General features: G+C 46.5%; 21 protein-coding genes. 10 read left to right on the plus strand and 11 right to left on the minus strand.

All coding sequences use genetic code 11. From position 1 onward, the window contains the following. Positions 1-189: 189 nt before the first annotated feature. Entirely contained in the window at positions 190-423 is a 234-nt protein-coding gene (locus tag QUA88_RS13400; protein ID WP_333035767.1) for a hypothetical protein, read from the plus strand. A gap of 429 nt (positions 424-852) precedes the next feature. Here QUA88_RS13400 and QUA88_RS13405 read toward each other — a convergent pair whose 3' ends face one another. From QUA88_RS13405 to QUA88_RS13415, 3 genes are all read right to left on the minus strand, one after another. After that, positions 853-1,086, minus strand: coding sequence for a ferredoxin-thioredoxin reductase variable chain (locus QUA88_RS13405; RefSeq protein WP_333057518.1), 234 nt, complete (start codon positions 1,084-1,086; stop codon positions 853-855). Between the two features lie 277 nt (positions 1,087-1,363). Beyond that, positions 1,364-4,132, minus strand: coding sequence for a DUF3536 domain-containing protein (locus QUA88_RS13410; protein WP_333272106.1), 2,769 nt, complete (start codon positions 4,130-4,132; stop codon positions 1,364-1,366). Positions 4,133-4,228: 96 nt separating this feature from the next. After that, complete coding sequence (locus QUA88_RS13415) at positions 4,229-4,459, minus strand: hypothetical protein (RefSeq protein WP_333057522.1); 231 nt, start codon at positions 4,457-4,459, stop codon at positions 4,229-4,231. A gap of 222 nt (positions 4,460-4,681) precedes the next feature. Between QUA88_RS13415 and QUA88_RS13420 the strand changes: the two genes are divergently transcribed. The 6 genes from QUA88_RS13420 to QUA88_RS13445 all read left to right on the plus strand — a co-directional run bounded on the left by QUA88_RS13420 (position 4,682) and on the right by QUA88_RS13445 (position 6,780). Further along, positions 4,682-4,891: a hypothetical protein gene (locus QUA88_RS13420; RefSeq protein ID WP_333211313.1), complete on the plus strand. Its 210-nt coding sequence runs from the start codon at positions 4,682-4,684 to the stop codon at positions 4,889-4,891. A gap of 13 nt (positions 4,892-4,904) precedes the next feature. Next, a complete protein-coding gene (locus QUA88_RS13425; RefSeq protein ID WP_333211311.1) occupies positions 4,905-5,057 on the plus strand; it encodes a nucleotidyltransferase domain-containing protein in 153 nt (50 codons plus the stop codon). A gap of 85 nt (positions 5,058-5,142) precedes the next feature. After that, positions 5,143-5,403: a DUF4160 domain-containing protein gene (locus tag QUA88_RS13430; protein WP_333211310.1), complete on the plus strand. Its 261-nt coding sequence runs from the start codon at positions 5,143-5,145 to the stop codon at positions 5,401-5,403. 3 nt (positions 5,404-5,406) lie between these two features. Further along, a complete protein-coding gene (locus QUA88_RS13435) occupies positions 5,407-5,688 on the plus strand; it encodes a DUF2442 domain-containing protein (protein ID WP_333211308.1) in 282 nt (93 codons plus the stop codon). 55 nt (positions 5,689-5,743) lie between these two features. Then, positions 5,744-6,241, plus strand: coding sequence for a DUF4365 domain-containing protein (locus QUA88_RS13440; protein ID WP_333211306.1), 498 nt, complete (start codon positions 5,744-5,746; stop codon positions 6,239-6,241). Beyond that, positions 6,238-6,780, plus strand: coding sequence for a hypothetical protein (locus QUA88_RS13445; RefSeq protein ID WP_333272111.1), 543 nt, complete (start codon positions 6,238-6,240; stop codon positions 6,778-6,780). Before QUA88_RS13440 ends, QUA88_RS13445 begins: the two co-directional genes overlap by 4 nt. Before the next feature lie 27 nt (positions 6,781-6,807). Here QUA88_RS13445 and QUA88_RS13450 read toward each other — a convergent pair whose 3' ends face one another. The 7 genes from QUA88_RS13450 to QUA88_RS13480 form a co-directional block, all read right to left on the minus strand. Beyond that, positions 6,808-7,623 carry an alpha/beta hydrolase gene (locus QUA88_RS13450; protein WP_333233921.1) on the minus strand — a complete coding sequence of 272 codons (816 nt, stop codon included), beginning with the start codon at positions 7,621-7,623 and terminating at the stop codon, positions 6,808-6,810. Between the two features lie 253 nt (positions 7,624-7,876). Beyond that, a complete protein-coding gene (locus QUA88_RS13455; protein WP_333262340.1) occupies positions 7,877-9,076 on the minus strand; it encodes an FAD-dependent monooxygenase in 1,200 nt (399 codons plus the stop codon). A gap of 157 nt (positions 9,077-9,233) precedes the next feature. After that, complete coding sequence (locus QUA88_RS13460) at positions 9,234-9,830, minus strand: Uma2 family endonuclease (RefSeq protein WP_333272115.1); 597 nt, start codon at positions 9,828-9,830, stop codon at positions 9,234-9,236. A gap of 248 nt (positions 9,831-10,078) precedes the next feature. Then, complete coding sequence (locus QUA88_RS13465; protein ID WP_333272118.1) at positions 10,079-10,462, minus strand: VOC family protein; 384 nt, start codon at positions 10,460-10,462, stop codon at positions 10,079-10,081. A gap of 168 nt (positions 10,463-10,630) precedes the next feature. Then, a complete protein-coding gene (locus QUA88_RS13470) occupies positions 10,631-11,287 on the minus strand; it encodes an MAE_28990/MAE_18760 family HEPN-like nuclease (RefSeq protein WP_333057535.1) in 657 nt (218 codons plus the stop codon). Next, positions 11,284-12,396, minus strand: coding sequence for a DUF262 domain-containing protein (locus tag QUA88_RS13475; RefSeq protein WP_333057537.1), 1,113 nt, complete (start codon positions 12,394-12,396; stop codon positions 11,284-11,286). The genes QUA88_RS13470 and QUA88_RS13475 overlap by 4 nt, the downstream gene beginning before the upstream one ends. A gap of 201 nt (positions 12,397-12,597) precedes the next feature. Continuing rightward, positions 12,598-12,723, minus strand: a complete 126-nt coding sequence (locus QUA88_RS13480; RefSeq protein ID WP_333233918.1) for a hypothetical protein — start codon at positions 12,721-12,723, stop codon at positions 12,598-12,600. A gap of 46 nt (positions 12,724-12,769) precedes the next feature. On the opposite strand from QUA88_RS13480, the gene cax reads away from it, so the two are divergent. Both cax and QUA88_RS13490 read left to right on the plus strand, forming a co-directional pair. Next, a complete protein-coding gene (gene cax / locus QUA88_RS13485) occupies positions 12,770-13,891 on the plus strand; it encodes a calcium/proton exchanger (protein WP_333057539.1) in 1,122 nt (373 codons plus the stop codon). A gap of 741 nt (positions 13,892-14,632) precedes the next feature. After that, positions 14,633-16,702 (plus strand): serine/threonine-protein kinase, encoded by a 2,070-nt coding sequence (locus QUA88_RS13490; protein WP_333211286.1) that lies wholly within the window; start codon positions 14,633-14,635, stop codon positions 16,700-16,702. 467 nt (positions 16,703-17,169) lie between these two features. Here the strand turns inward: QUA88_RS13490 and QUA88_RS13495 are convergent, their stop codons facing one another. Beyond that, a complete protein-coding gene (locus tag QUA88_RS13495; RefSeq protein ID WP_333057543.1) occupies positions 17,170-17,808 on the minus strand; it encodes a transaldolase family protein in 639 nt (212 codons plus the stop codon). 583 nt (positions 17,809-18,391) lie between these two features. Between QUA88_RS13495 and QUA88_RS13500 the strand changes: the two genes are divergently transcribed. Continuing rightward, entirely contained in the window at positions 18,392-18,619 is a 228-nt protein-coding gene (locus QUA88_RS13500; RefSeq protein ID WP_333057544.1) for a hypothetical protein, read from the plus strand. Positions 18,620-18,698 lie beyond the last annotated feature (79 nt).

Below are 18,698 nucleotides of genomic sequence, written 5' to 3' on the forward strand. Positions count from 1 at the left end.
TAAAATCTAAAATCTAAAATCTAAAATCTAAAATCTAAAACCTAAAATCTAAAATCTAAAATCTAAAATCTAAAATCTAAAATCTAAAACCTAAAATCTAAAATCTAAAATCTAAAATCTAAAATCGATTGAGTGTGTTAGCTTAAAGTCATTACAGCCAATATTAGCCACAGTCGCCCCCAAACAATCATGCTGCCCCACGAGTTGCAAAACATTGCCCCAGAACCGACTCCCGCGGCCGAAATTTTTCAGAGACACCAAATTGTCCGCGAGTTTTACGACGAAATTAAGTACCGTCAAGAACTAGAACTTCACTGCCAGTGGTATTACGCTACAGCCAAGCAGCATCAGCAGGAATTGCAGAAAATGCAGGGAGATTGGAATATTTTAGGTTGGTTCAGCCGCAGACGGTCGAAAAATTAAGGAGTGAAAACAAAAAATGGTTTGTAGTAAGGACTTTAGTCCCGTCGATCGACTAAAAGCCACAGAAAAAACTGAACTCCTCACTACAAACTCTACAACTGTTATATGACCAAGAATTTCTTCATGTGGTACCCGCCACGTGATTTATCTCGCGCAAGTCAATCGAAAGCATCTCAAATCTAAAATCCTTGCGTCCCCCGAATTTATCTCGCGCAAGTCAATCCAAAATCTAAAATCTAAAATCTAAAATCGAATGACCCCCGCCCAAAAACGGATAATTGCTTTCCGACAGGAGTCGCGACGATCACAAAATTTTAGATATTAGTTCAAGCTTCCAGATTCATCTGTGGAGTAAATCTAAAATCTAAAATCTAAAATCGACTGACGGGATTTGATTTTGTCTTTGGGCTGCTTCAACTTTTGAGACAGCTAGACTTCCGAAGATATCAATTCGACCTCATCCTCTTTGAAGTGAGCTCGAAATTTTTTGTCAAATTGTACTAGAACCGGCCAATTAGCACTGACCGGTCTGCCGTGCCATTCGTGAACGATCGCCACGACTTCTCCTTCCATACCCTTAATATCAAATGGTTGACTGCGATTTTCAGGGTGGTGGTAGACAACAACAGAGTTTTTAATGCAAACGCGATCGCCAACTTTCATAAATTTAAACTTAGTGTTCTTTCTTCCCAACTATACAAAGCGTGCAAGTGCAGAACACCTGTACGCTTTGGCGACAGTCTTTTTATCTTCCCACAAGTAGAGCGAAAACTTAAACAAACTTGGCGGTTATCTGTCGGTGCTTTGATCGCCCGCCGCGATCCCGGGAAGCCACAACACAGATATATTCTCGGTGGAACCCGTAGGCCCGATAGGCCTTTAAAGCTTGATCGGGCGGATTCTCAAGGGCGGGAATTGATGCAGGCTAATCACGAAACGATTAACTTAACTGATTTAACCAACACTCAACATCAACAGCCAAGGTTTGACCCAACTCCAGCAACTGCCGGATCGAAGACAACTCCCAGCCGCCGCCTGAACCCGCAATCTCCAAGGCAACAGCAGCCACCGCATTTTCGCCCGCCGAGGCCTCTTGCCGTTGCAGCCAGCCCAAACACAGAGGCACAATTTGACTGTACAGAGAATCGAAATACAGTTCCTGCGATTTGTCCAAGCACAAACCCAGACTCAGCCGATCGCCCACAGCAATCAAACGCTCGATCGTGCGGATCTCAGCTTCCAACTGGACAGGCGAGCGATCTTCCACACCCGATCCTGCTTGCAGCAGCCTGTCTAGCGATCGCCAAACCATCTTTTCCAAAATTTCCTTGACTTCGGGAACGTTCAACCGACAGCGGAGATGGCCGGCTTCAGTGGCGATCGCCTCAATTTCGGCCAGCAGCGGTTCCACATCCTCGGTTTCCAATTCCAGGGCCTTGGCCGCCGTCAAACAGCGATGTCCCAAAGCCACCTCAGCAGCCACCTGCAACTCTACCGGCACCGGCAACTCGTCGCGGTGGAACGCCATCATCACCCCGTAATTTTCGCGGTAAACCTGAGTGTAAAGCTGATCCAACCGAGTCAAATTTTCCTGACTCAGCAACTGCACGATCCGGTGGCGTTCCTCAGCGAATAAATCCCGCAAGCTAAAGGACTGATCCCCAAACAGCCGCACCATTTCCAGAATCGCGTGGGCTGCCGAAGCTTCTTGCATAACTCCAAACAGCCGCTCTTTGAGCATAGTGTACGATCGGCGGCTGCCAAAAGGCTGAATGCAGCAGTGGAAGTCCCAGCCGCCGAGGTGCAACGCAGCAAACACAAAAACCTCTGTTTCCCGCGTAATTTCCGAGGTTAACTGCAATTGACCCACAGCCAGAGTCATCGAGCCCATGCGCTGAATTTGGAAATCTTCCTGCTGGGCCTGATAGCAGTAAACTCGCTGTTCGCGGGGATATTTGGCAAACAGAGAACTGATCGCGTAGTGGGCGGCCACCTGTTTGAGACTAATTTGGGCTGTTACCACGAGTTTGCGGTAAACTTCGGCCCCTGTTTGGAAATACTCAACGTTGCTGGGTACGAGGGCTAGTCGATCGACAAAATCCTTTTCTAGCTGCACCCCGGTAACTTCCCCCGCCAATTCGAGCGCCCGGGCCGCGTAGCGCAGAATTTGCACGCCTTCTGGCCGCGAGATTTCTTCAAAAAACCAGCCGCAGCTAGTGAACATTAACAGGGTGTGGCGCTGCATTTCCAGCAGTCGCAGGGCGTCCACCTGTTCTCCGGCATCGAGGGGGCGCACTTGATGGCGTTGGAGGAAACTGTCAACATTACTGGGGGATCGATCCCGGATCACCTCAATATATTCATCTCTGGCTTTCCAGGGATCGCACAACAGCTTGCGCCCTGCTTCTTCGTAAATCGGAATCAGTCGATCGCGCAGCCAATTGAGAGTATCCCGCAGAGGGCGGCGCCATTTGAGGTGCCATCCGCCGCCACCACCGCAGCCGCAATCATCTTGCCAGCGATCGACCCCGTGAGAGCAACTCCAGGCCGTCACAGGTTTGAGTTCAACTTCCCAAGCGCTCGGATTTTGACTTAAATAATGAGCAAAATTCGTCACCGTCCAACCGCGGCGGGGAAACTCTTCTGTGAAGGCGTAGGCGAGGCATTTTTCCGTACTGTTTTTGTGGTGGCCGAAAGTTTCGCCGTCCGTCGCCACGCAGATTAATTGAGCCGGTCTGTGGTCTCCCCGCACTGCTTGACCCAAGCGCCCGGCCAAGTGGTGGCTGCTGCTGAGAACGTCATTGAAGCCCATATCCCGCGAGATCGGGCCATCGTAGAAAAAGATATCGATGTAGGGAGTGTTGGTAGTTGGGGCTGCAGAATTTTGGGAGTGCCCGCGCCCAAAATAGTGAGTGCTCAGCGGCGAGAGTTGGTGGTCAGCCATCAACCGCATTTCCGGTTTCAAATAGCAGCGGTACGGGCGAGTCGGATCGATTTGACCCCCGCCGACTTCGTGCCATTCGGAATTTTCCGCTGGTTCCCCTTCTTGGTTTTGCCCGATTAGCGGGCGGCAGCGTTCGGCTTGGGAGGGGGCTAAGACAATGAAGCGGATGCCTTCAGCGACTAAAACTTCGAGGGTGGCGTAGTCTACGGCGGTTTCGGCGAGCCACATTCCTTCGGGATCGCGATCGAACCGGGAGCGAAAATCTGCGATCCCCCAGCGAATTTGGGTGTATTTGTCTCGCTCGTTAGCGAGGGGCATGATGATGTGATTGTAGACTTGGGCGATCGCGTTGCCGTGACCGTTGAGTCGCTGACAGCTTTTGCGATCGGCTTCCAGAATCCGCTGGTAGACTTCCGGGTCGTAGCGTTCCAGCCAGCTCATCAGGGTCGGCCCGATGTTGAAGCTCATATACTCGTAGTTGTTGACGATCCCCGCGACTTCGCCCCGATCGTTGAGTATGCGGGCAAAGGCGTTCGGGCGGTAGCACTCGATGTCAATGCGTTCGTTCCAGTCGTGGGCTGGAGAGGCGCTGGCTTGGCGTTCGATCGCGTCCAGGTAAGGGTTTTCCCGGGGTGGCTGGTAAAAGTGACCGTGAACCGTCACGCACACCCCAGTTGCAGTCGCCGCACTGCTTTGGGTTGCAGCCGTTACGGTTGACGAAGACAAAGGTAGCACATCGGATTGAGTAGTAGAAATCGAAACCATGCGATCGAATCCTCAAGTAGTTAAAGACAATAAAACCAGCCTATTTAGAAACTGAAACCTTACGCAGCAAGAGTTACAGCTAGGCATCTGTTCGGGCTAAATTTTGGCAGATAAGTTTTGATACATTTGTAGTATTGCTAGCAAAGCATTCGTTCCAAGATGCCAACCGTCGATCCCTGGTTTGTTTGCCAATGCTTTGCTGTTGAAAGAGTTAAAAAAGGTAGCTTTTGCTGCTTTTTGGCACTTGCGACCCATTTCGGGTTCGTGCTTGCAGGGCTGCTCATTGAGATTTTGATTTACATTGCTGGATCTTAAAGTCTTATTCATTAAATAGCAAGTTTTCGCCGGAAAAATTTAAAATTTGGCGATAAATCTTGGCGATTGTGGATATCGGTTTAATGCCCGATCGATTTATAGAATAATAGTTTAGCCAGAGTTTCGCATCATACTTTAGGTGCTTTTTACCTAAGTTCTGGAGAAGTTAGGCCAGTTGGGTTAGGGCGGGGCAGATTTCCTGCAAATGTACTTTCCAGAAGAGTTGTAACAATTGTGCGGAGTCAAAAGGCAACAAAAAAGCAAAACGGTAACTGTTATATTTTAACCCCTGAGAGGTATGTGGGGGCGGAGGCGGAGGCATTGGAGGATGAGGAGGGTTTGGACGAGAAGAGGCTGCATTTGACGGCGAAGTTGGAGAGGCAATTTGCCGAGAGTGCCAAGTTAGAGGCGATGATTCTGGAAAATCTACCGGGGTGGAGTTAGGGGAATTGAGGAATTGCTGAAGTCCAAGCCCTCCGATATCCTGAGAATTGCGACTCACCCAGCCGCGTTAAATGTGCGCGTTTTAGGTTCGGTTGCCAGGGGTGAAGCAACAGCAGATCGCGAGGTAGATTTTTTAGTAGAATTGGAACCAAAACGCACGTTTTAAGCAATATTAAAGAATATATTGAGCGGATTTAGTCTTACGAAATTCGGGTAAAAGACGCCGAAATAATTGTATAGGAGACAATCTAATGCCAGAACTCAGCAGATTTTTAGGCATCATCATCACGACGTACTATAACGACCACCCGCCCCCGCAATTTCATGCCCGCTACAATCAACAAAAAACCATCATTGATATCGAAACCCTCTCAATCCTAGAAGGCAAACTTTCCCCTCGCATCTTAGGATTAGTGGTAGAGTGGGCTGCCCTTCATCAAACAGAGCTCATGCAAAATTGGCAACTTGCCAGACTTCAAACACCATTAGAACCTATTGCACCTTTGGAATAAACAATGCTCAAAGATATTAGCTCAGTTCAACCATTAAAAAATTATCAACTTCACATCAAATTTGAAGATAACCAAGAGGGAGTAGTTGACATTAGCCAATTAATCGAATTTACCGGAATCTTCGCCCCCCTGCAAGACTTGACTTACTTTAACCAAGTCAAACTAAATCCAGAATGGGGGACAATTTACTGGGAAAATGGAGCTGATTTAGACCCCGATGTTCTCTACTCCATTGTCACCAACCAACCGATACAAATCAAGGAAACCATAACCAACCTGATGTAATTTTATCTACGAGCTAAAACCAAACAGGTTAACAAGAATAATCGCTACGTAAAAAGTGGACATTAACCAACAAAAAGAACAATTCAGCAACATCTACCTGCAAGCTGTCACCACCGTTGCCGGCTATTCCCTCTACAAACCCTTCGTAGACGATGACAGCGTAGACTGGGGAGTAGCTGCGAAAGGCGGGATAGGCCCCATTAGAGCGCCTCGCTTAGAATTGCAGTTAAAATCTACATCAAGAGACATCCAAGACGATCGCTCCATCCGCTACCCCCTCAAACTCAAAAACTACGACGATTTAAGAATGGATGACTTCGCCATTCCCCGAATTTTAGTTGTCGTTTTAATCCCAGAAACACCCGAAGACTGGTTAACCCAGTCGGAAACAGAACTCTGCATCAGAAACTGCGGATATTGGATCTCGCTGCGGGGAAAGCCAAAAACACAAAACACAAACGCTGTCACCGTTACCATCCCTAGAACCAACCAATTTACAGTCGCCGCCCTTCAGTCAATTATGGAGGGAATTAGCCAAGGAGTTCAACCATGAAAGTCACCGTACAAGATAGCCAAACTCTCGAAACAATCGAGCTAAATCAACTGAGAAATTACTTACAAACTCACGGCTGGCATGAAGACCAACCTTTCTTAGATAATGCCACACTTTGGCACAAACCAACAGCCGATGCAGAAGACTTTGAAATATTGCTGCCTAACCGGGAAAACCTGGGAGATTATGCAGCCCGCATCCGGGAGGCAATCCAAACGCTAGAAAACGCAGAAAATCGCCCAAAAATTGAAATTTTAAGCGAACTGCTTACCAGCATTCCCAACATGACTATTCAGGGAATTGTTATGCAAATTCACACCCCCAACACAGACCAATTAAGCGGCGAAATAACCTTAATAGGGGTCATTGCTGACAAATTGCGGAAAATTCAAACTTCTCTCGCAGACAAAGATTATATCTTGGCGATTAAAGCTTATCAAGAACGCTTACCGATTCTCTGTAGCGGTGACTTAATCAAAGACAACAACGCCTTCATCCTCAAAAACCCCCACAACTTAACTCTCGATGAATTGTGGTAAGACTAACAGATTTTGTCGAAATCTATATTAAACACCTTCCAAACAAATATCAAGTTCCCTAGCAAAGGCCTCTGGCGCATCCAGCATCAGCCAGTGTCCAGTATCGGGGATCGTAGTTGTCGTCAGTGTGGGACGGAGGATGTGGAGGCTGAAGGGAAAAGTGTTTGAGGGAGCAATAATCGCGTGGGCCCGTGTTCCAGGGGCTGCTAGGTAGCGATCGAGAGCATTAACTGCTTCAAAGGCAAACATCCCGCGAGACATTCCAGACAGACAATCCTGTGGAGTCGCCGCCAAGCAAGCGAGAATCCGATCGCGCGTATCGGCCCTGCTTCCTGTCAGCGCCTCATTGAAGCTGGTTTCCACAGCAGCCCGCCAATCCTCCGTCTCCAGAGCCCTCTGGTAGGGAACGATGCGTTCCTCGTGCACATCTGCAGGCACCTTGGTAAAGTCTCCAGGTGGGTCTGCCAGAATCAACTGCGCGATGCGGTGCGGTGCGGCTGCTGCTGTGGCGAGGGCAATACAAGCACCGAAACTGTGCCCGACGATCGCCACTCGATCGAGTCCCAGCCCATCCAGTACCGCCAAAACATCCGCTGCACAGGAGGCGGGCGCATAGTTGCCGTCCTCCGGCGGTGCAGAATCACCGTGTCCCCGCATATCAAGGGCGATCGCCCGTCGGGTACGGGCGACACGGGCAAGCTGCGCCTCCCAGATGCTCGCAGAAACCGTCATACCGTGCACGAACACCACCGGCAGCGCCTCGGATTCCCCAGCGGTGACAGGGGGGCTGGCTTCGATGATGTGAATAGTGCCGATCGGTCCTTTGATATTTGTCGATCGCATAAAAACTTCTCCTAAGTTTTATAGTCCTAGACGCACGGGTAGTCAGAAACCGGATTTTTCGCAAAAATACTCGGTTATATCAAATCCGTTAACATCGGAATTATTATCTCACTCTTCTCTTTCTCTGTGTCCTCTGTGCCCTCTGTGGTTTAATCATTCCGATACAACCGGAATTGATATTAGACATCGCAGAAAAGGTAAAAACCCGGTTTCTTGGGTTTGGACGGGTAAGTCAGGTTCCAATTTCCTCATTTTACACAACCAATTTTACCTCTGTTACTCCTTGACGCAATTCATACTGTCCTTTTACCCAAAATTGTTTAATTTTTTCACCCAAAAACGGAGCAGCTTGCATCATCAATAAACGCAATAATCCATTTTTTCGTAGTTGTTCGCCTTTCCACGCTTCTTGTGCTTGAAGTTGTTGGGCGCGAATAATTTCGGGTTCGCGTTCTGCCTGAATCCGCGATAATGCTAAGTCAATATCCTCAGAATTAGCCCCTGCTTTCAATAAAGGTACAAGGTGATTGGCCGCAACAATTACATCGCGCAAAGCCATGTTAATTCCTTGAGCGCGAACCGGAGACATGGGATGTGCCGCATCCCCCAAAAGTATGATTCCTGGTCGATGCCAGCGCGGACAGCGACCAACCACAACAGATAATCGCATCGGAGATTCGATCGTATCGGCACAGTTGCGGAAATGTTCTGCCATCCACGCAGGCGATCGCGATGCGAAAGTTTCTGCCCAGTCTGTGTGTTTCCGATCCGTTTTGTCATCTGCCGATAACACCCAAGCCAGATGAAGTTTTCCTGATTCTGCCCCATGAAAGACACTGAATCCGCTACCGCCATTCAGGATAGAATAAAATACATTATCCGCCACAAACCGAGGATGAGCGGCAAGTTTAAACCACAGAACATCTATACTATTCTGCTGTTTTACTAACTCTAATTCTGCACGCTGTCGTACAACCGAGTTTCTACCATCTGTACCAATCACAAGTGCTGCAGGAATTTCTCGCCCATCTCCTAGCTTTACACCCGCAATGCGATCGTTTTTGTACAGTAAATCTTTTACGGGAACACCTGGGATAAATTCAAACTCTGGATGCAACTGAGCTTCTGAAATTAGTGTTTCTAACAAAGGCGGTTGCGATACCAGTGTACAAGGTCGATTTGACCCCATTGGCTCATCAACTCGAAATAGTTGCCGATCGCCCACAATGAACTCCCAGGCATCAATTTGTCGGTGTGGAACACCTTCTAGGATTGTGGATAAGCCCATTTGGGCGATCGCATCCAATCCGCTGGGCATTAAGCCTTCACCGCGAAACACTCGGTAGGAATCTTTTGCCGCCTCAACCAAGGTAACAGCAATACCTCGTTTCACCAGCAGTAAGGCAAGTGCCGCACCAGTTGGCCCCGCTCCGACAATTACAACTTGTGTCATTTGGTATTTTCCATTGCTTGTTGCGGATATTGAGATGCAAACAGAGGTGGTTAAAGGGTGCGCGATGATCTATTAGACATCTCCCATAATTATTATCGTGGAACAGGCATCCTGCCTGTTCAAAACCTGCTTTTTTGGAGAAGTCTCTTAATCCCAGCTATTTTTGGAGTGCCTGTTGAAAAGTCTTAACTGCATCAACATGATTCACCATATTGATGCAGCGCAACAACAAATCCAAATCGATCCCTTTCACCTCCTCACTACTGGAAACCTTTTCATAATGAAGTGTATTGCCCTCTCCCCGCAGGTGATAAACCTCTAACAATCCATCTTCCCAGAACCACACTTCCTTTATCTTCAGCCGCTTGTATGCCTCCAGTTGGTTGATGCCACCACTGGAAAACACGACCTCGATCGCCAAATCGGGTAGCCTGCGACCAGGAGCAAGTTTATAAGATTCATCCGCCTCTCGCTTGACTTTTCCCGTTTCACTTTCCAGAGTCATTGAACCAGTTGGAGTAAAGTCAAACCCCGCCATCAGCAGGTACAGTTCCACCAATGCACCAATTCTTGCTTTAACGGTTTCGTGGGGTTCTCCAGGCATTAGTTTAATCTCCAGAATTCCATCCAGGAAAGAAAGTCGATATCCTGGACGGTCTAACAATTGCTCAACTGCTTTGAACTCTCTCCAAGTGAGTCCCTCAAACAGAAGGGGCGATTCTTTTCTGGGTGGTGCGATGATTGCTGCAGTCATTTGATTCTCCAGTCTATTTCCAGATGAGAAACGATCGGGTTTGCAGGGCGATTTGTTTATTATAACTTTAAGTAGCATCCTCCACTGTAAATCCGATTTCTTGCCCGTAGGATAGTTCCAGCGTGTGACAAGCGAATTTCTTCATGTGGTACCCGCCACGTGATTTATCTCGCGCAAATCAATCCCAAATCGAAAATCGAAAATCACTTATTGCCCCCGCATTTATCTCGCGCAAGTAAATCTAAAATCTAAAATCTAAAATCTAAAATCGATTGACCGTCCGGGTCTCGCAAAAAAGCCCAGTAGCCGATCGGATATCCAGAATCTTTTGGTTCTTCAAGCAATACGCCTTCTTGACGTGCTTTGTCGCAGAGTTCGTCCATATATTCGCGGCTTTTGCAACCTACTCCGAGGTGTGCAAAGGGAGACAGAACGGGATGTACGGAGTCTGTTTGAATTAGCACAATTACAAAAGGGCGAGTGCGATCGGAGAGCCAGACCACAGCAACACCAGTTTCTGCATCGATGCGGCGGTGAACGACCTGCATTCCAGCATACTTGGAGTAGAATTCGATAGTGCGATCGACATCAGAAACGGGCAGTGCGATGTGTGTGAGACCGATATCACTCATATGTTATGTTGCTCCCGTCATATTAGGTTTAAAATCAAGAATTGCCAGTTCCAATATCATAATTTTAATGAGATGCTCGCCACTTTGCCGCTTTCATATCGATTTGTTTTTTGAAAAAATCTAGTTTTTTTGATAGGGCTGATAATTATTGGCTCCTGTTGTCATTATCTAAGGTGAATCCCGCCTAAATTTTTTCTGAATAGCAGCATTTTCTATATCGGTACGAAATATATCGAGCATTCCTATAATTTCTCTGTGTAGCTCTAGATATTCATCCCTATCAAACACCGAATCCTCACCGTGGGCAATTTCGTTCCTTGTCTTTAAAAGCTGGGTATCAATTAATGGCGATTTAGTAGAGTATATTGAAAAGTCAATTCCTAGAGTATAAGTTATTTCTTTTAAAACCTCAGAGTTTAAATTCGATCCAGTAGATATTGCATCTTTAGGTTTAGGTAGGATAGATCTCTGATTTAATTCGGAAAGAAAAAATTCACAAACAGGTATATACAATGATGGCTTATGTGTCTCTTTTGCCTTTTTAAGTTTTTCTTTCATAGCCAAAGCTAAAAAATTACTAGAAAGCTTTTGATACGTAAGCTTTTGTGAGATAACATATTCTAGATAAGAGTTTGCTGCTAACTTGACAAAACCTTCCCAATGGGAATAGAGAATACATACTCCACTCCGAACTAATACTTTATGTCTTTGGTCAGAAACATTTTTCGCTTCTATCAAAGATTTCATTTCTGACAGTTCCTTCTTTCGCCAAGCAAGATCCGTTGCCAATCTATCGATTAATTGTTCCGGTGTTTGGATGCTCATGAAGGGGAAAAGACCTCTCTACCAAGCGGAATAAGATACGGTAAGCGTCTTGCTGCATTCACTCCAGCTCCCGACCATTGTTTATAAGTTGGATGTGACCAAATACTTTTTATACGATTAGGTAATTGGTCTGTTGGAACCGGATTTTGATAGTTGTATCCAATTCCTAATGCTATTACCTCATATGCCGATAAGAGAAAGCCTCCCAGGAATTTATCATTCTCCGATTTATATCGCTTGAAGCTGTCCTCTCCCATAGCTTCATTAAGCATACTGAATGCCACATCAAACGCTGTCTCTATGTGGGTGCTGTCCAAATCTTTTTTAATAGCCATTTCATACATTCTAGCCGTTAGAAACTCGCTAACATCACCGCCCAGCGTTAGAAGACTTGCATAATCTATATCGAAGAAAAGAATAAAACGCAATACTAATTCCATATCATACTGTTCTTCATAAAGTCTATCGCTCAAAGCAATGCAGCTTTTAAATGAATGGCGATTCGCAAGTGAACGCATTAAATTATATAAATCTTTATTCAACATTAAAAGAATGCAATTTCTTACTTCTTGCGGTGTAGCAATCGATCCTCCTGTATTCAGCCGCTGAAAAAGCTCATATTTAATCATTTCATCACTTTCTTTTGCAACAATATTGACGGATATTTTGGTTCTTTTTATCAATAAACGCTGCGCCTGAGTTAAAGAGTTATCTTTATCGTCAGGATCGTTCCATTTTTTACCTTTTAACGAAGGTAAGTAAGTTGTTTCTTGTAAGGCGATAGCAGAAAATGTATCTTGCTCTTGATTGTCTGGTTTCAAAATACCTACAAATTCATATATGGTTGAGAGTCTCTGCAAACCATCGATCACATCCCAAATCCCATCATCTCTTTGACTGACAAAAATTGGTGGGATCGGTATACCTAAAAGAATTGATTCTATAAACCTGGATTTTTGAAAATCCGACCAACGAAAAAGCCTTTGAAATTCTGGGTGAATATCGATTTCCTTACTCTCATAAAGACTGATCCACTCGCCAATAGACATTGAGTAGCTATCTGTCCGAATTTCTTGCCTTGTTCTTTCAATCTCTTCTTGTAGAGGCATGGCTGAAGCAGTCCTAAGTATTATGTATAGCTATACTTGCAGAATGGCAATATTTAAAGATTATATCACGCTTACGAACATCTGAAAAAACGATCGCCCAGAAATAGTCAACTTTGCTCTCAAGACAATGCGGAAGCTGATGCGATCGATCGGGTAGAATACAAAAATCCATTGAACCGATCGGCTAAACAAATCGCTCTCTTAGTTTGTCACATCCGTGAAAGCCGCAATGCAGCGATCGCCCGTTAGCGAAGCTTGCAGAAGAGGATCGCCCACCCCCAGCTTTAAGCGAACACCCAAATCCCTCACCCTCACCCTTTTTTTCATTTGGTCACAGGCTATGATTGACGGTTGGCAGCTTTTGAGAATCTAAATGCTAAACACAAATACAATTATTTCCAGCCTGCTGTTATTTATCCCAGTTTCCATCGCCGGACACTTTCTCGGCTGGGAATCCTCCACCATCTTTATCACCTCGGCTTTAGCCATCATCCCTCTAGCCGCGTGGATGGGGACGGCCACCGAAGAAATCGCCGTCGTCCTCGGTGCCAATTTGGGGGGTTTGCTGAACGCTACCTTCGGAAATGCCACGGAACTGATTATCGGCATCGTCGCCCTCAACGCCGGACTAATAGATGTTGTCAAAGCCAGCATCACCGGTTCAATTATGAGCAACCTGCTGCTGGTGATGGGATTGGCGATGCTGCTGGGCGGCTTGCGCTACAAAGAACAAGAATTTCAGCCGACAGTCGCCCGGTTGAATGCTTCAGCGATGAACTTAGCCGTGATTGCCATTTTGGTGCCAACTGCAGTTAATGCCACCTCTATTGGCATCCCTCCGCAAACTATGCAGAACCTCTCTAGCGCTGTTGCTATAGTCCTGATTGTCGTCTACGTGCTGACGCTGCTGTTTTCGATGAAAACCCACAGTTATCTGTACGATGCAGGGGTGGCAGAAATAGAAATGCTGGAAGATTTAGCCGAAAATAACTTAGCACCAGAGGGTCCTGACCACAAAGTCAATCTGCCGCTGTGGATTGGGGTGCTGTTGGCCTGTACCCTGATGGTAGCTGTCGAGTCGGAACTGTTGGTGGGTACTCTGGAAGAAGCGACGGCGCGTTTGGGGCTGACATCACTGTTTACCGGGGTGATTTTAGTGCCGATTATTGGCAATGCAGCCGAACATACGACGGCGGTGACGGTGGCGATGAAAAATAAAATGGATTTGTCGGTTTCTGTGGCCGTGGGTTCGAGTTTGCAAATTGCTTTGTTTGTTGCGCCGGTGTTGGTTTTGGCAGGTTTTGTCTTGGGCCAACCGATGGACTTGAATTTCAACCCGTTTGAACTTGTAGCGGTTGCGGTGTCGGTGCTGATCGCCAATTCTATCAGTTCTGATGGCAATTCTAACTGGCTAGAAGGTACTTTGCTCTTGGCAGCTTATACGGTTTTGGCGCTGGCGTTCTACTTCCATCCGGTAATTGAGGGACTTGTTTAAAAGGCTTTCTTGTGCTGAAGGAAGAGGGAAGAGGTTCGAGGGAAGAAGGCAGATTTTTTCACTCCCTCACTCGTTCACTCTCCCACTCTCACTTCTTTCTTCGAGAGTGGTGGTTGCGATCGTACAATTGAAATGTGGATGCTCTCTCGTTATTATTTCTGGTCTGTTTGTACATTATGTGCTGCGATCGGGGATTTGTGACCTCGATCGGCTGTGACAAATAACAAAACCTTTGGCCTCAAGCCGATCGTTCGATCGCACTGCCCCGGTTATACAAAAACACGGGATGCTGAAGTCAAGCAAGACTAAAGCCTCCCTCGACTTCAGAGACGTTGGAAGATTTCAATCAAGGGTGCTCATGAGTCTTTTACTAGGTGTGCTACGATCGTCATAAGTTGAAAATTGAGTTGGACTCAGTAAACGACGGTCGATTTAAAACTGACCAGCCTATAAAAAGGTCGAACGGGATACCACGATTCGTTAAATTGGTTGAAAATAATGGTTAAACAATGGCTAAAAGCTTCGACAATAATAAATAGTTGTAGAGACTTCAAAAATAGGGTGCTGCTCCACCCGAATTTACGCCTGTGGACAAGTAAGAGCCGACTCTCTTGGCAGAAGCAGGAATCAGACCCTCTAGAAAATACTTCTAGTTGAATGGTGAAACTTAGATAAGTTTAGCCAACTTTTGTAGAGCAGTGTCAAAGTAAAACTTGATAGAGCAACCTCAATCAGGGTTATGTGGCTTCTGTGAGTTATTGCCTCAATCCCAAATGCCCGAATCCCTCCGATCCAGCCAACTCTGGCAAATCCGCGTGTATCCACTGCGGGTCAGAACTTTTGTTGCAAGGTCGATATCGGCTAGTCGCGCCTCTCGGAGGCGGCGGCTTTGGCAGAACATTTGAAGTGGACGACAACGGCGCCCGAAGAGTGCTCAAAGTCCTGCTCAAAGAACATCCCAAAGCTGTAGAACTGTTTAAGCAAGAAGCTGACGTATTGGTCAGGCTCAGACATCCAGGTATTCCAAAAGTCGATCGCGACGGTTATTTTATATTTACGCCAGCTCACAGCACAGAGTCTTTTCACTGTCTGGTGATGGAGAAAATTGCTGGGGCCAATTTGCAAGACTGGCTGAAACATCGGGGCCGCCCGATCAGTCAAGAACAAGCTGTAAACTGGCTCAAACAACTGTCGGAAATTTTAGACCAAGTTCACCGCCTCAACTATTTCCATCGGGATATCAAGCCGCACAATATTATGTGCAAGCCAAACGGGCAGTTAGTGCTGATTGACTTCGGGACTGCTCGGGAAGTTTCGGCGACTTATTTCGCTAAGGTGGGCCAGGGGCAAAATGTGACTGGTATTGTTTCCCCAGGCTACACGCCGCCGGAACAAACAAATGGCAAGGCTGTTCCGCAGTCGGATTTTTTTGCTCTGGGGCGCACTTTTGTTTATTTGCTGACTGGAAAGCCGCCGACTGCGTTTCCAGAGAACCCGCGCACGGGCAGATTAATGTGGCGCAAAGGAGCTCCTCAAGTTTCCGACTCCGTGGCTAATGTGATCGATTATCTGATGGCGCCTTTTCCGGGGAATCGACCTCAAAGTCCCCAGATGGTTTTGCAGTGCTTGGAGGAAATTAATCTCGACGGCGCAGAAACTCAGGTGCCGACTCAGTTGCCGACGACGGGGCAAACTAAAATTCGCACAACTGCCGGGGAGGGTGGGGCGAAGAAACAGAGCTCCATAAACCGCCTCAGACCTCTGAATTCGGGATTGAACAAGACCCAGAAAGATGTTTTTGATTGGAAAAAGAAGTTGCTGGCGGGCACGGCTGTTTTGATGGTGAGTATTGGCGCGTCTCAAATTTACGGTTCGCTGCGTTACGGGGTGTTTCCGGCAAACCCCGTGTGGCTGCTTTCGACTTTACCTACCACTCATTTTTTGCAAAGAAGTTTGGATAATGTCGGGAGTGTAAATGCGATCGCCCTGTCGCCTGACGGTCAAACTTTGGTAAGCGCAAGCTTTGGGACGATTAGAATTTGGAATGTGAGGACGGGACGCCTGGTGCGGACTCTTAATTCGGTGCATTCTAAAAAATCGGTCAACACGCTGGCGGTGAGCCCGAACAGCTCGATTTTGGCCAGCGGCGGCGGCGATAATAATGTGATTCTCTGGGATTTGAAGACGGGGCGACGGATGCGGACGATTGCCGCTCACAAAGCAGCCGTCAATGCGATCGCTTTTAGCAGGGACGGTCAAACTCTCGCTAGCGGCAGCGATGACAAAACTGTTCGCTTGTGGAATGTCAGAACCGGCAGCAGGTTGCGGACTTTGAGCGGCCACGCGGGGGGAGTAAACGCGATCGCTTTGAGCCGGGATGGTAAAACTCTCGCTAGCGGCAGCCAGGACAAGACTGTGCGTTTGTGGAATCTCGGTACCGGAGAAGTCAGAAGAATTATCACAGGTCACGGGGGCCCGGTTAATGCTGTGGCTTTTAGCCCCAACGGGCAAATTGTGGCTAGTGCTAGCACCGACAATACGATCCGTTTGTCGAACGTACAAGACGGGAAGCGCACCCGCACTTTTAAAGGGCATTCGAGCTGGGTGAGGACGATCGCCTTTAGCCCGGACAGCCGCACTTTGATCAGCGGGGGCGGAGATATTATAGTTTGGGATTTGAAGACGGGAAAAGAAAGAAGCAGTCTTTCGGGTCACAGTCAGTTTGTGAGTTCGGTTGCTATTTCCAGAGATAGCAAGACTTTTGTGAGCGCCAGTCCCGATCGCACTATTAAGATTTGGCGAATGCCATAGTCCTACTATTTTAGATTTTAGATTTTAGATTTTAGATTTGAGATTTGGTAATGACTGATTTTGTAAGGTTTGAAGTAATGGCTTATAGTTGCATTGTTTTTTTGAGTGGTATCAATAGTCATTAGGAATGAGAATTAAATAACTTCCACTCTTGAAAGTGGGATGGGCTCTTATAGCCCATCCAAAAAAGACGGGCTATAAGAGCCCATCCCACAATAACAATTAAAATTGTAAGTTATTTAATTCGCGCTCCTTAGTTAGTATTCCTCACTCATCAGTCTTATCAAATAGGGTGACTCGGAATTTACCCTGCAAGCTAGAGTCCCGCTCGTGAGCTCTCATCGAGAGCAGGACGCTCGCACGATCGGCATCATTCGGATGTTAGCCTATTTGATATTAGTGATTCAAAACCCATACCAATTACCCACTAGGAATTCGCAATTTGCACTTTTCACATAAATTTGGTATTATCCCAAAATTCCCCGCCCGTTTTGGGCAAATTCATCAACTGTTTGCTGGGATAATTCGTGAACTGCGATCGCCTGCAACACATCAAAAGGCAATGTTAAATGATGGGCGCCAGCTAATAATGTCTTCACCGCTTCTTCCGGCGATTTAATGCTAGCTGCCAAAATCTCAGTATTACTTCTGTGCAACACATTTGCCATATCCCGCACTAAGGCAAAACCGTCTCCCAACAATCTGGTGGCGCGATTCACGTAGGCGATCGCATATTTAGCCCCCGCTTCTGCTGAAACAACGGCCTGGGCCGCACTGTAAATAGCTGTCACCGCGCAAGGAATGGACGGTGACAAATGCGCGACTGCTTGAAAACCAGCCGCCGTTGCGGGAACTTTCAACACTGTTTGCTGTCCAATTAATTCAAAAGCCGCTTTTCCTTCTGCTACCATGCCATCAACATCAGATGCCATTAGCTGATAATACACTTCCCCTGGAATCAGTTGTGCCAGTTGTTTAAGGGTTTGCTCAGGAGATAACTCACTTTTTGCCAAAAGTGTCGGATTAGTAGTAATTCCCGCTATCCATCCGAACTTGCTCGCCCGTGCGGCTTCCGCTACAATTGCAGTATCAACATAAATTGCCATCGGCTCTACACCTTCAGTTTGTTAATAATTTCCAGACACTTGCTTGCAGATTGAGATAAATCCGAGCAAAATTAATTGTTAAGCTTTAACAATATCAGAATCTTGGAAATATTACTGTTAAGTAAATATAACAATTCAGTGATGTGCATCATCAGTAGTAGTGTGTGAGTTTTGAATTTAACAGGACTTAGGCTCAGAAATCCCGTTTCTTACAAAAAATTCGTTGACGACGACATATCTGTGAACAAATCGGCTTTCTGAGGAAAATTGGCTAAGTGCTATTTAAGATAGCTAACAACTGACATCCCAATTTTTAAGTCAGTTGGTAACTGCGATTGTCGGGTACGGAAAACTTGACAATTCCCGCATCCAGGATACCCGCCACGTGATTCATCCGTGGAGAAATCAAAAACCTGTATCCGAGAAACTTGCCGAACGTATTTATCTCGCGCAAGTCAATGCTTCAATCTAAAATCTAAAATCTAAAATCTAAAATCGATTGACTCGCCAAATCCCGGATACAAATAAATTACATTTGTATTAAGGGTTATGTATGCAATAACTCCAGGATGTGACTCAGAAAATGACCGAAGAAAAAAATCAGCAGCCACAAGTCAGCCTTGAGACATCTTCTGAACAACCTCAGTTGGAAAAACCAGCAGAAACTGCTGAAGAATTGTCGAAAAATCTTAAGTCTGAAACTCTGTCTCAATTGGTTGAAAATAACGCCGAAGAGCGTTTGAAGGCTCTAGGCCGCTTAATGATGGTGAGCCTAACTTGGTCGCTGGCGGGGCTTTCCAAACGCGAGTAAGTTATGGAACACTACCGGAACGAGCGAGTTATGATTGATGAGTTGTGTCGGGACTTTGGTTTAACTCAAAACTTACAAC

Source organism: Microcoleus sp. D3_18_C2, assembly GCF_036702395.1.
GTDB lineage: Bacteria > Cyanobacteriota > Cyanobacteriia > Cyanobacteriales > Microcoleaceae > Microcoleus.

Excerpts from the sequence above, each read along its gene's own strand:
- QUA88_RS13400 (WP_333035767.1), top strand. The coding sequence starts at position 190 with ATGCTGCCCCACGAGTTGCAAAACATTGCCCCAGAACCGACTCCCGCG.
- QUA88_RS13405 (WP_333057518.1), bottom strand. The coding sequence starts at position 1,086 with ATGAAAGTTGGCGATCGCGTTTGCATTAAAAACTCTGTTGTTGTCTAC.
- QUA88_RS13410 (WP_333272106.1), bottom strand. The coding sequence starts at position 4,132 with ATGGTTTCGATTTCTACTACTCAATCCGATGTGCTACCTTTGTCTTCG.
- QUA88_RS13415 (WP_333057522.1), bottom strand. The coding sequence starts at position 4,459 with ATGAATAAGACTTTAAGATCCAGCAATGTAAATCAAAATCTCAATGAG.
- QUA88_RS13430 (WP_333211310.1), top strand. The coding sequence starts at position 5,143 with ATGCCAGAACTCAGCAGATTTTTAGGCATCATCATCACGACGTACTAT.
- QUA88_RS13435 (WP_333211308.1), top strand. The coding sequence starts at position 5,407 with ATGCTCAAAGATATTAGCTCAGTTCAACCATTAAAAAATTATCAACTT.
- QUA88_RS13445 (WP_333272111.1), top strand. The coding sequence starts at position 6,238 with ATGAAAGTCACCGTACAAGATAGCCAAACTCTCGAAACAATCGAGCTA.
- QUA88_RS13450 (WP_333233921.1), bottom strand. The coding sequence starts at position 7,623 with ATGCGATCGACAAATATCAAAGGACCGATCGGCACTATTCACATCATC.
- QUA88_RS13455 (WP_333262340.1), bottom strand. The coding sequence starts at position 9,076 with ATGACACAAGTTGTAATTGTCGGAGCGGGGCCAACTGGTGCGGCACTT.
- QUA88_RS13460 (WP_333272115.1), bottom strand. The coding sequence starts at position 9,830 with ATGACTGCAGCAATCATCGCACCACCCAGAAAAGAATCGCCCCTTCTG.
- QUA88_RS13465 (WP_333272118.1), bottom strand. The coding sequence starts at position 10,462 with ATGAGTGATATCGGTCTCACACACATCGCACTGCCCGTTTCTGATGTC.
- QUA88_RS13470 (WP_333057535.1), bottom strand. The coding sequence starts at position 11,287 with ATGAGCATCCAAACACCGGAACAATTAATCGATAGATTGGCAACGGAT.
- QUA88_RS13475 (WP_333057537.1), bottom strand. The coding sequence starts at position 12,396 with ATGCCTCTACAAGAAGAGATTGAAAGAACAAGGCAAGAAATTCGGACA.
- QUA88_RS13480 (WP_333233918.1), bottom strand. The coding sequence starts at position 12,723 with ATGAAAAAAAGGGTGAGGGTGAGGGATTTGGGTGTTCGCTTAAAGCTG.
- cax (WP_333057539.1), top strand. The coding sequence starts at position 12,770 with ATGCTAAACACAAATACAATTATTTCCAGCCTGCTGTTATTTATCCCA.
- QUA88_RS13495 (WP_333057543.1), bottom strand. The coding sequence starts at position 17,808 with ATGGCAATTTATGTTGATACTGCAATTGTAGCGGAAGCCGCACGGGCG.
- QUA88_RS13500 (WP_333057544.1), top strand. The coding sequence starts at position 18,392 with ATGACCGAAGAAAAAAATCAGCAGCCACAAGTCAGCCTTGAGACATCT.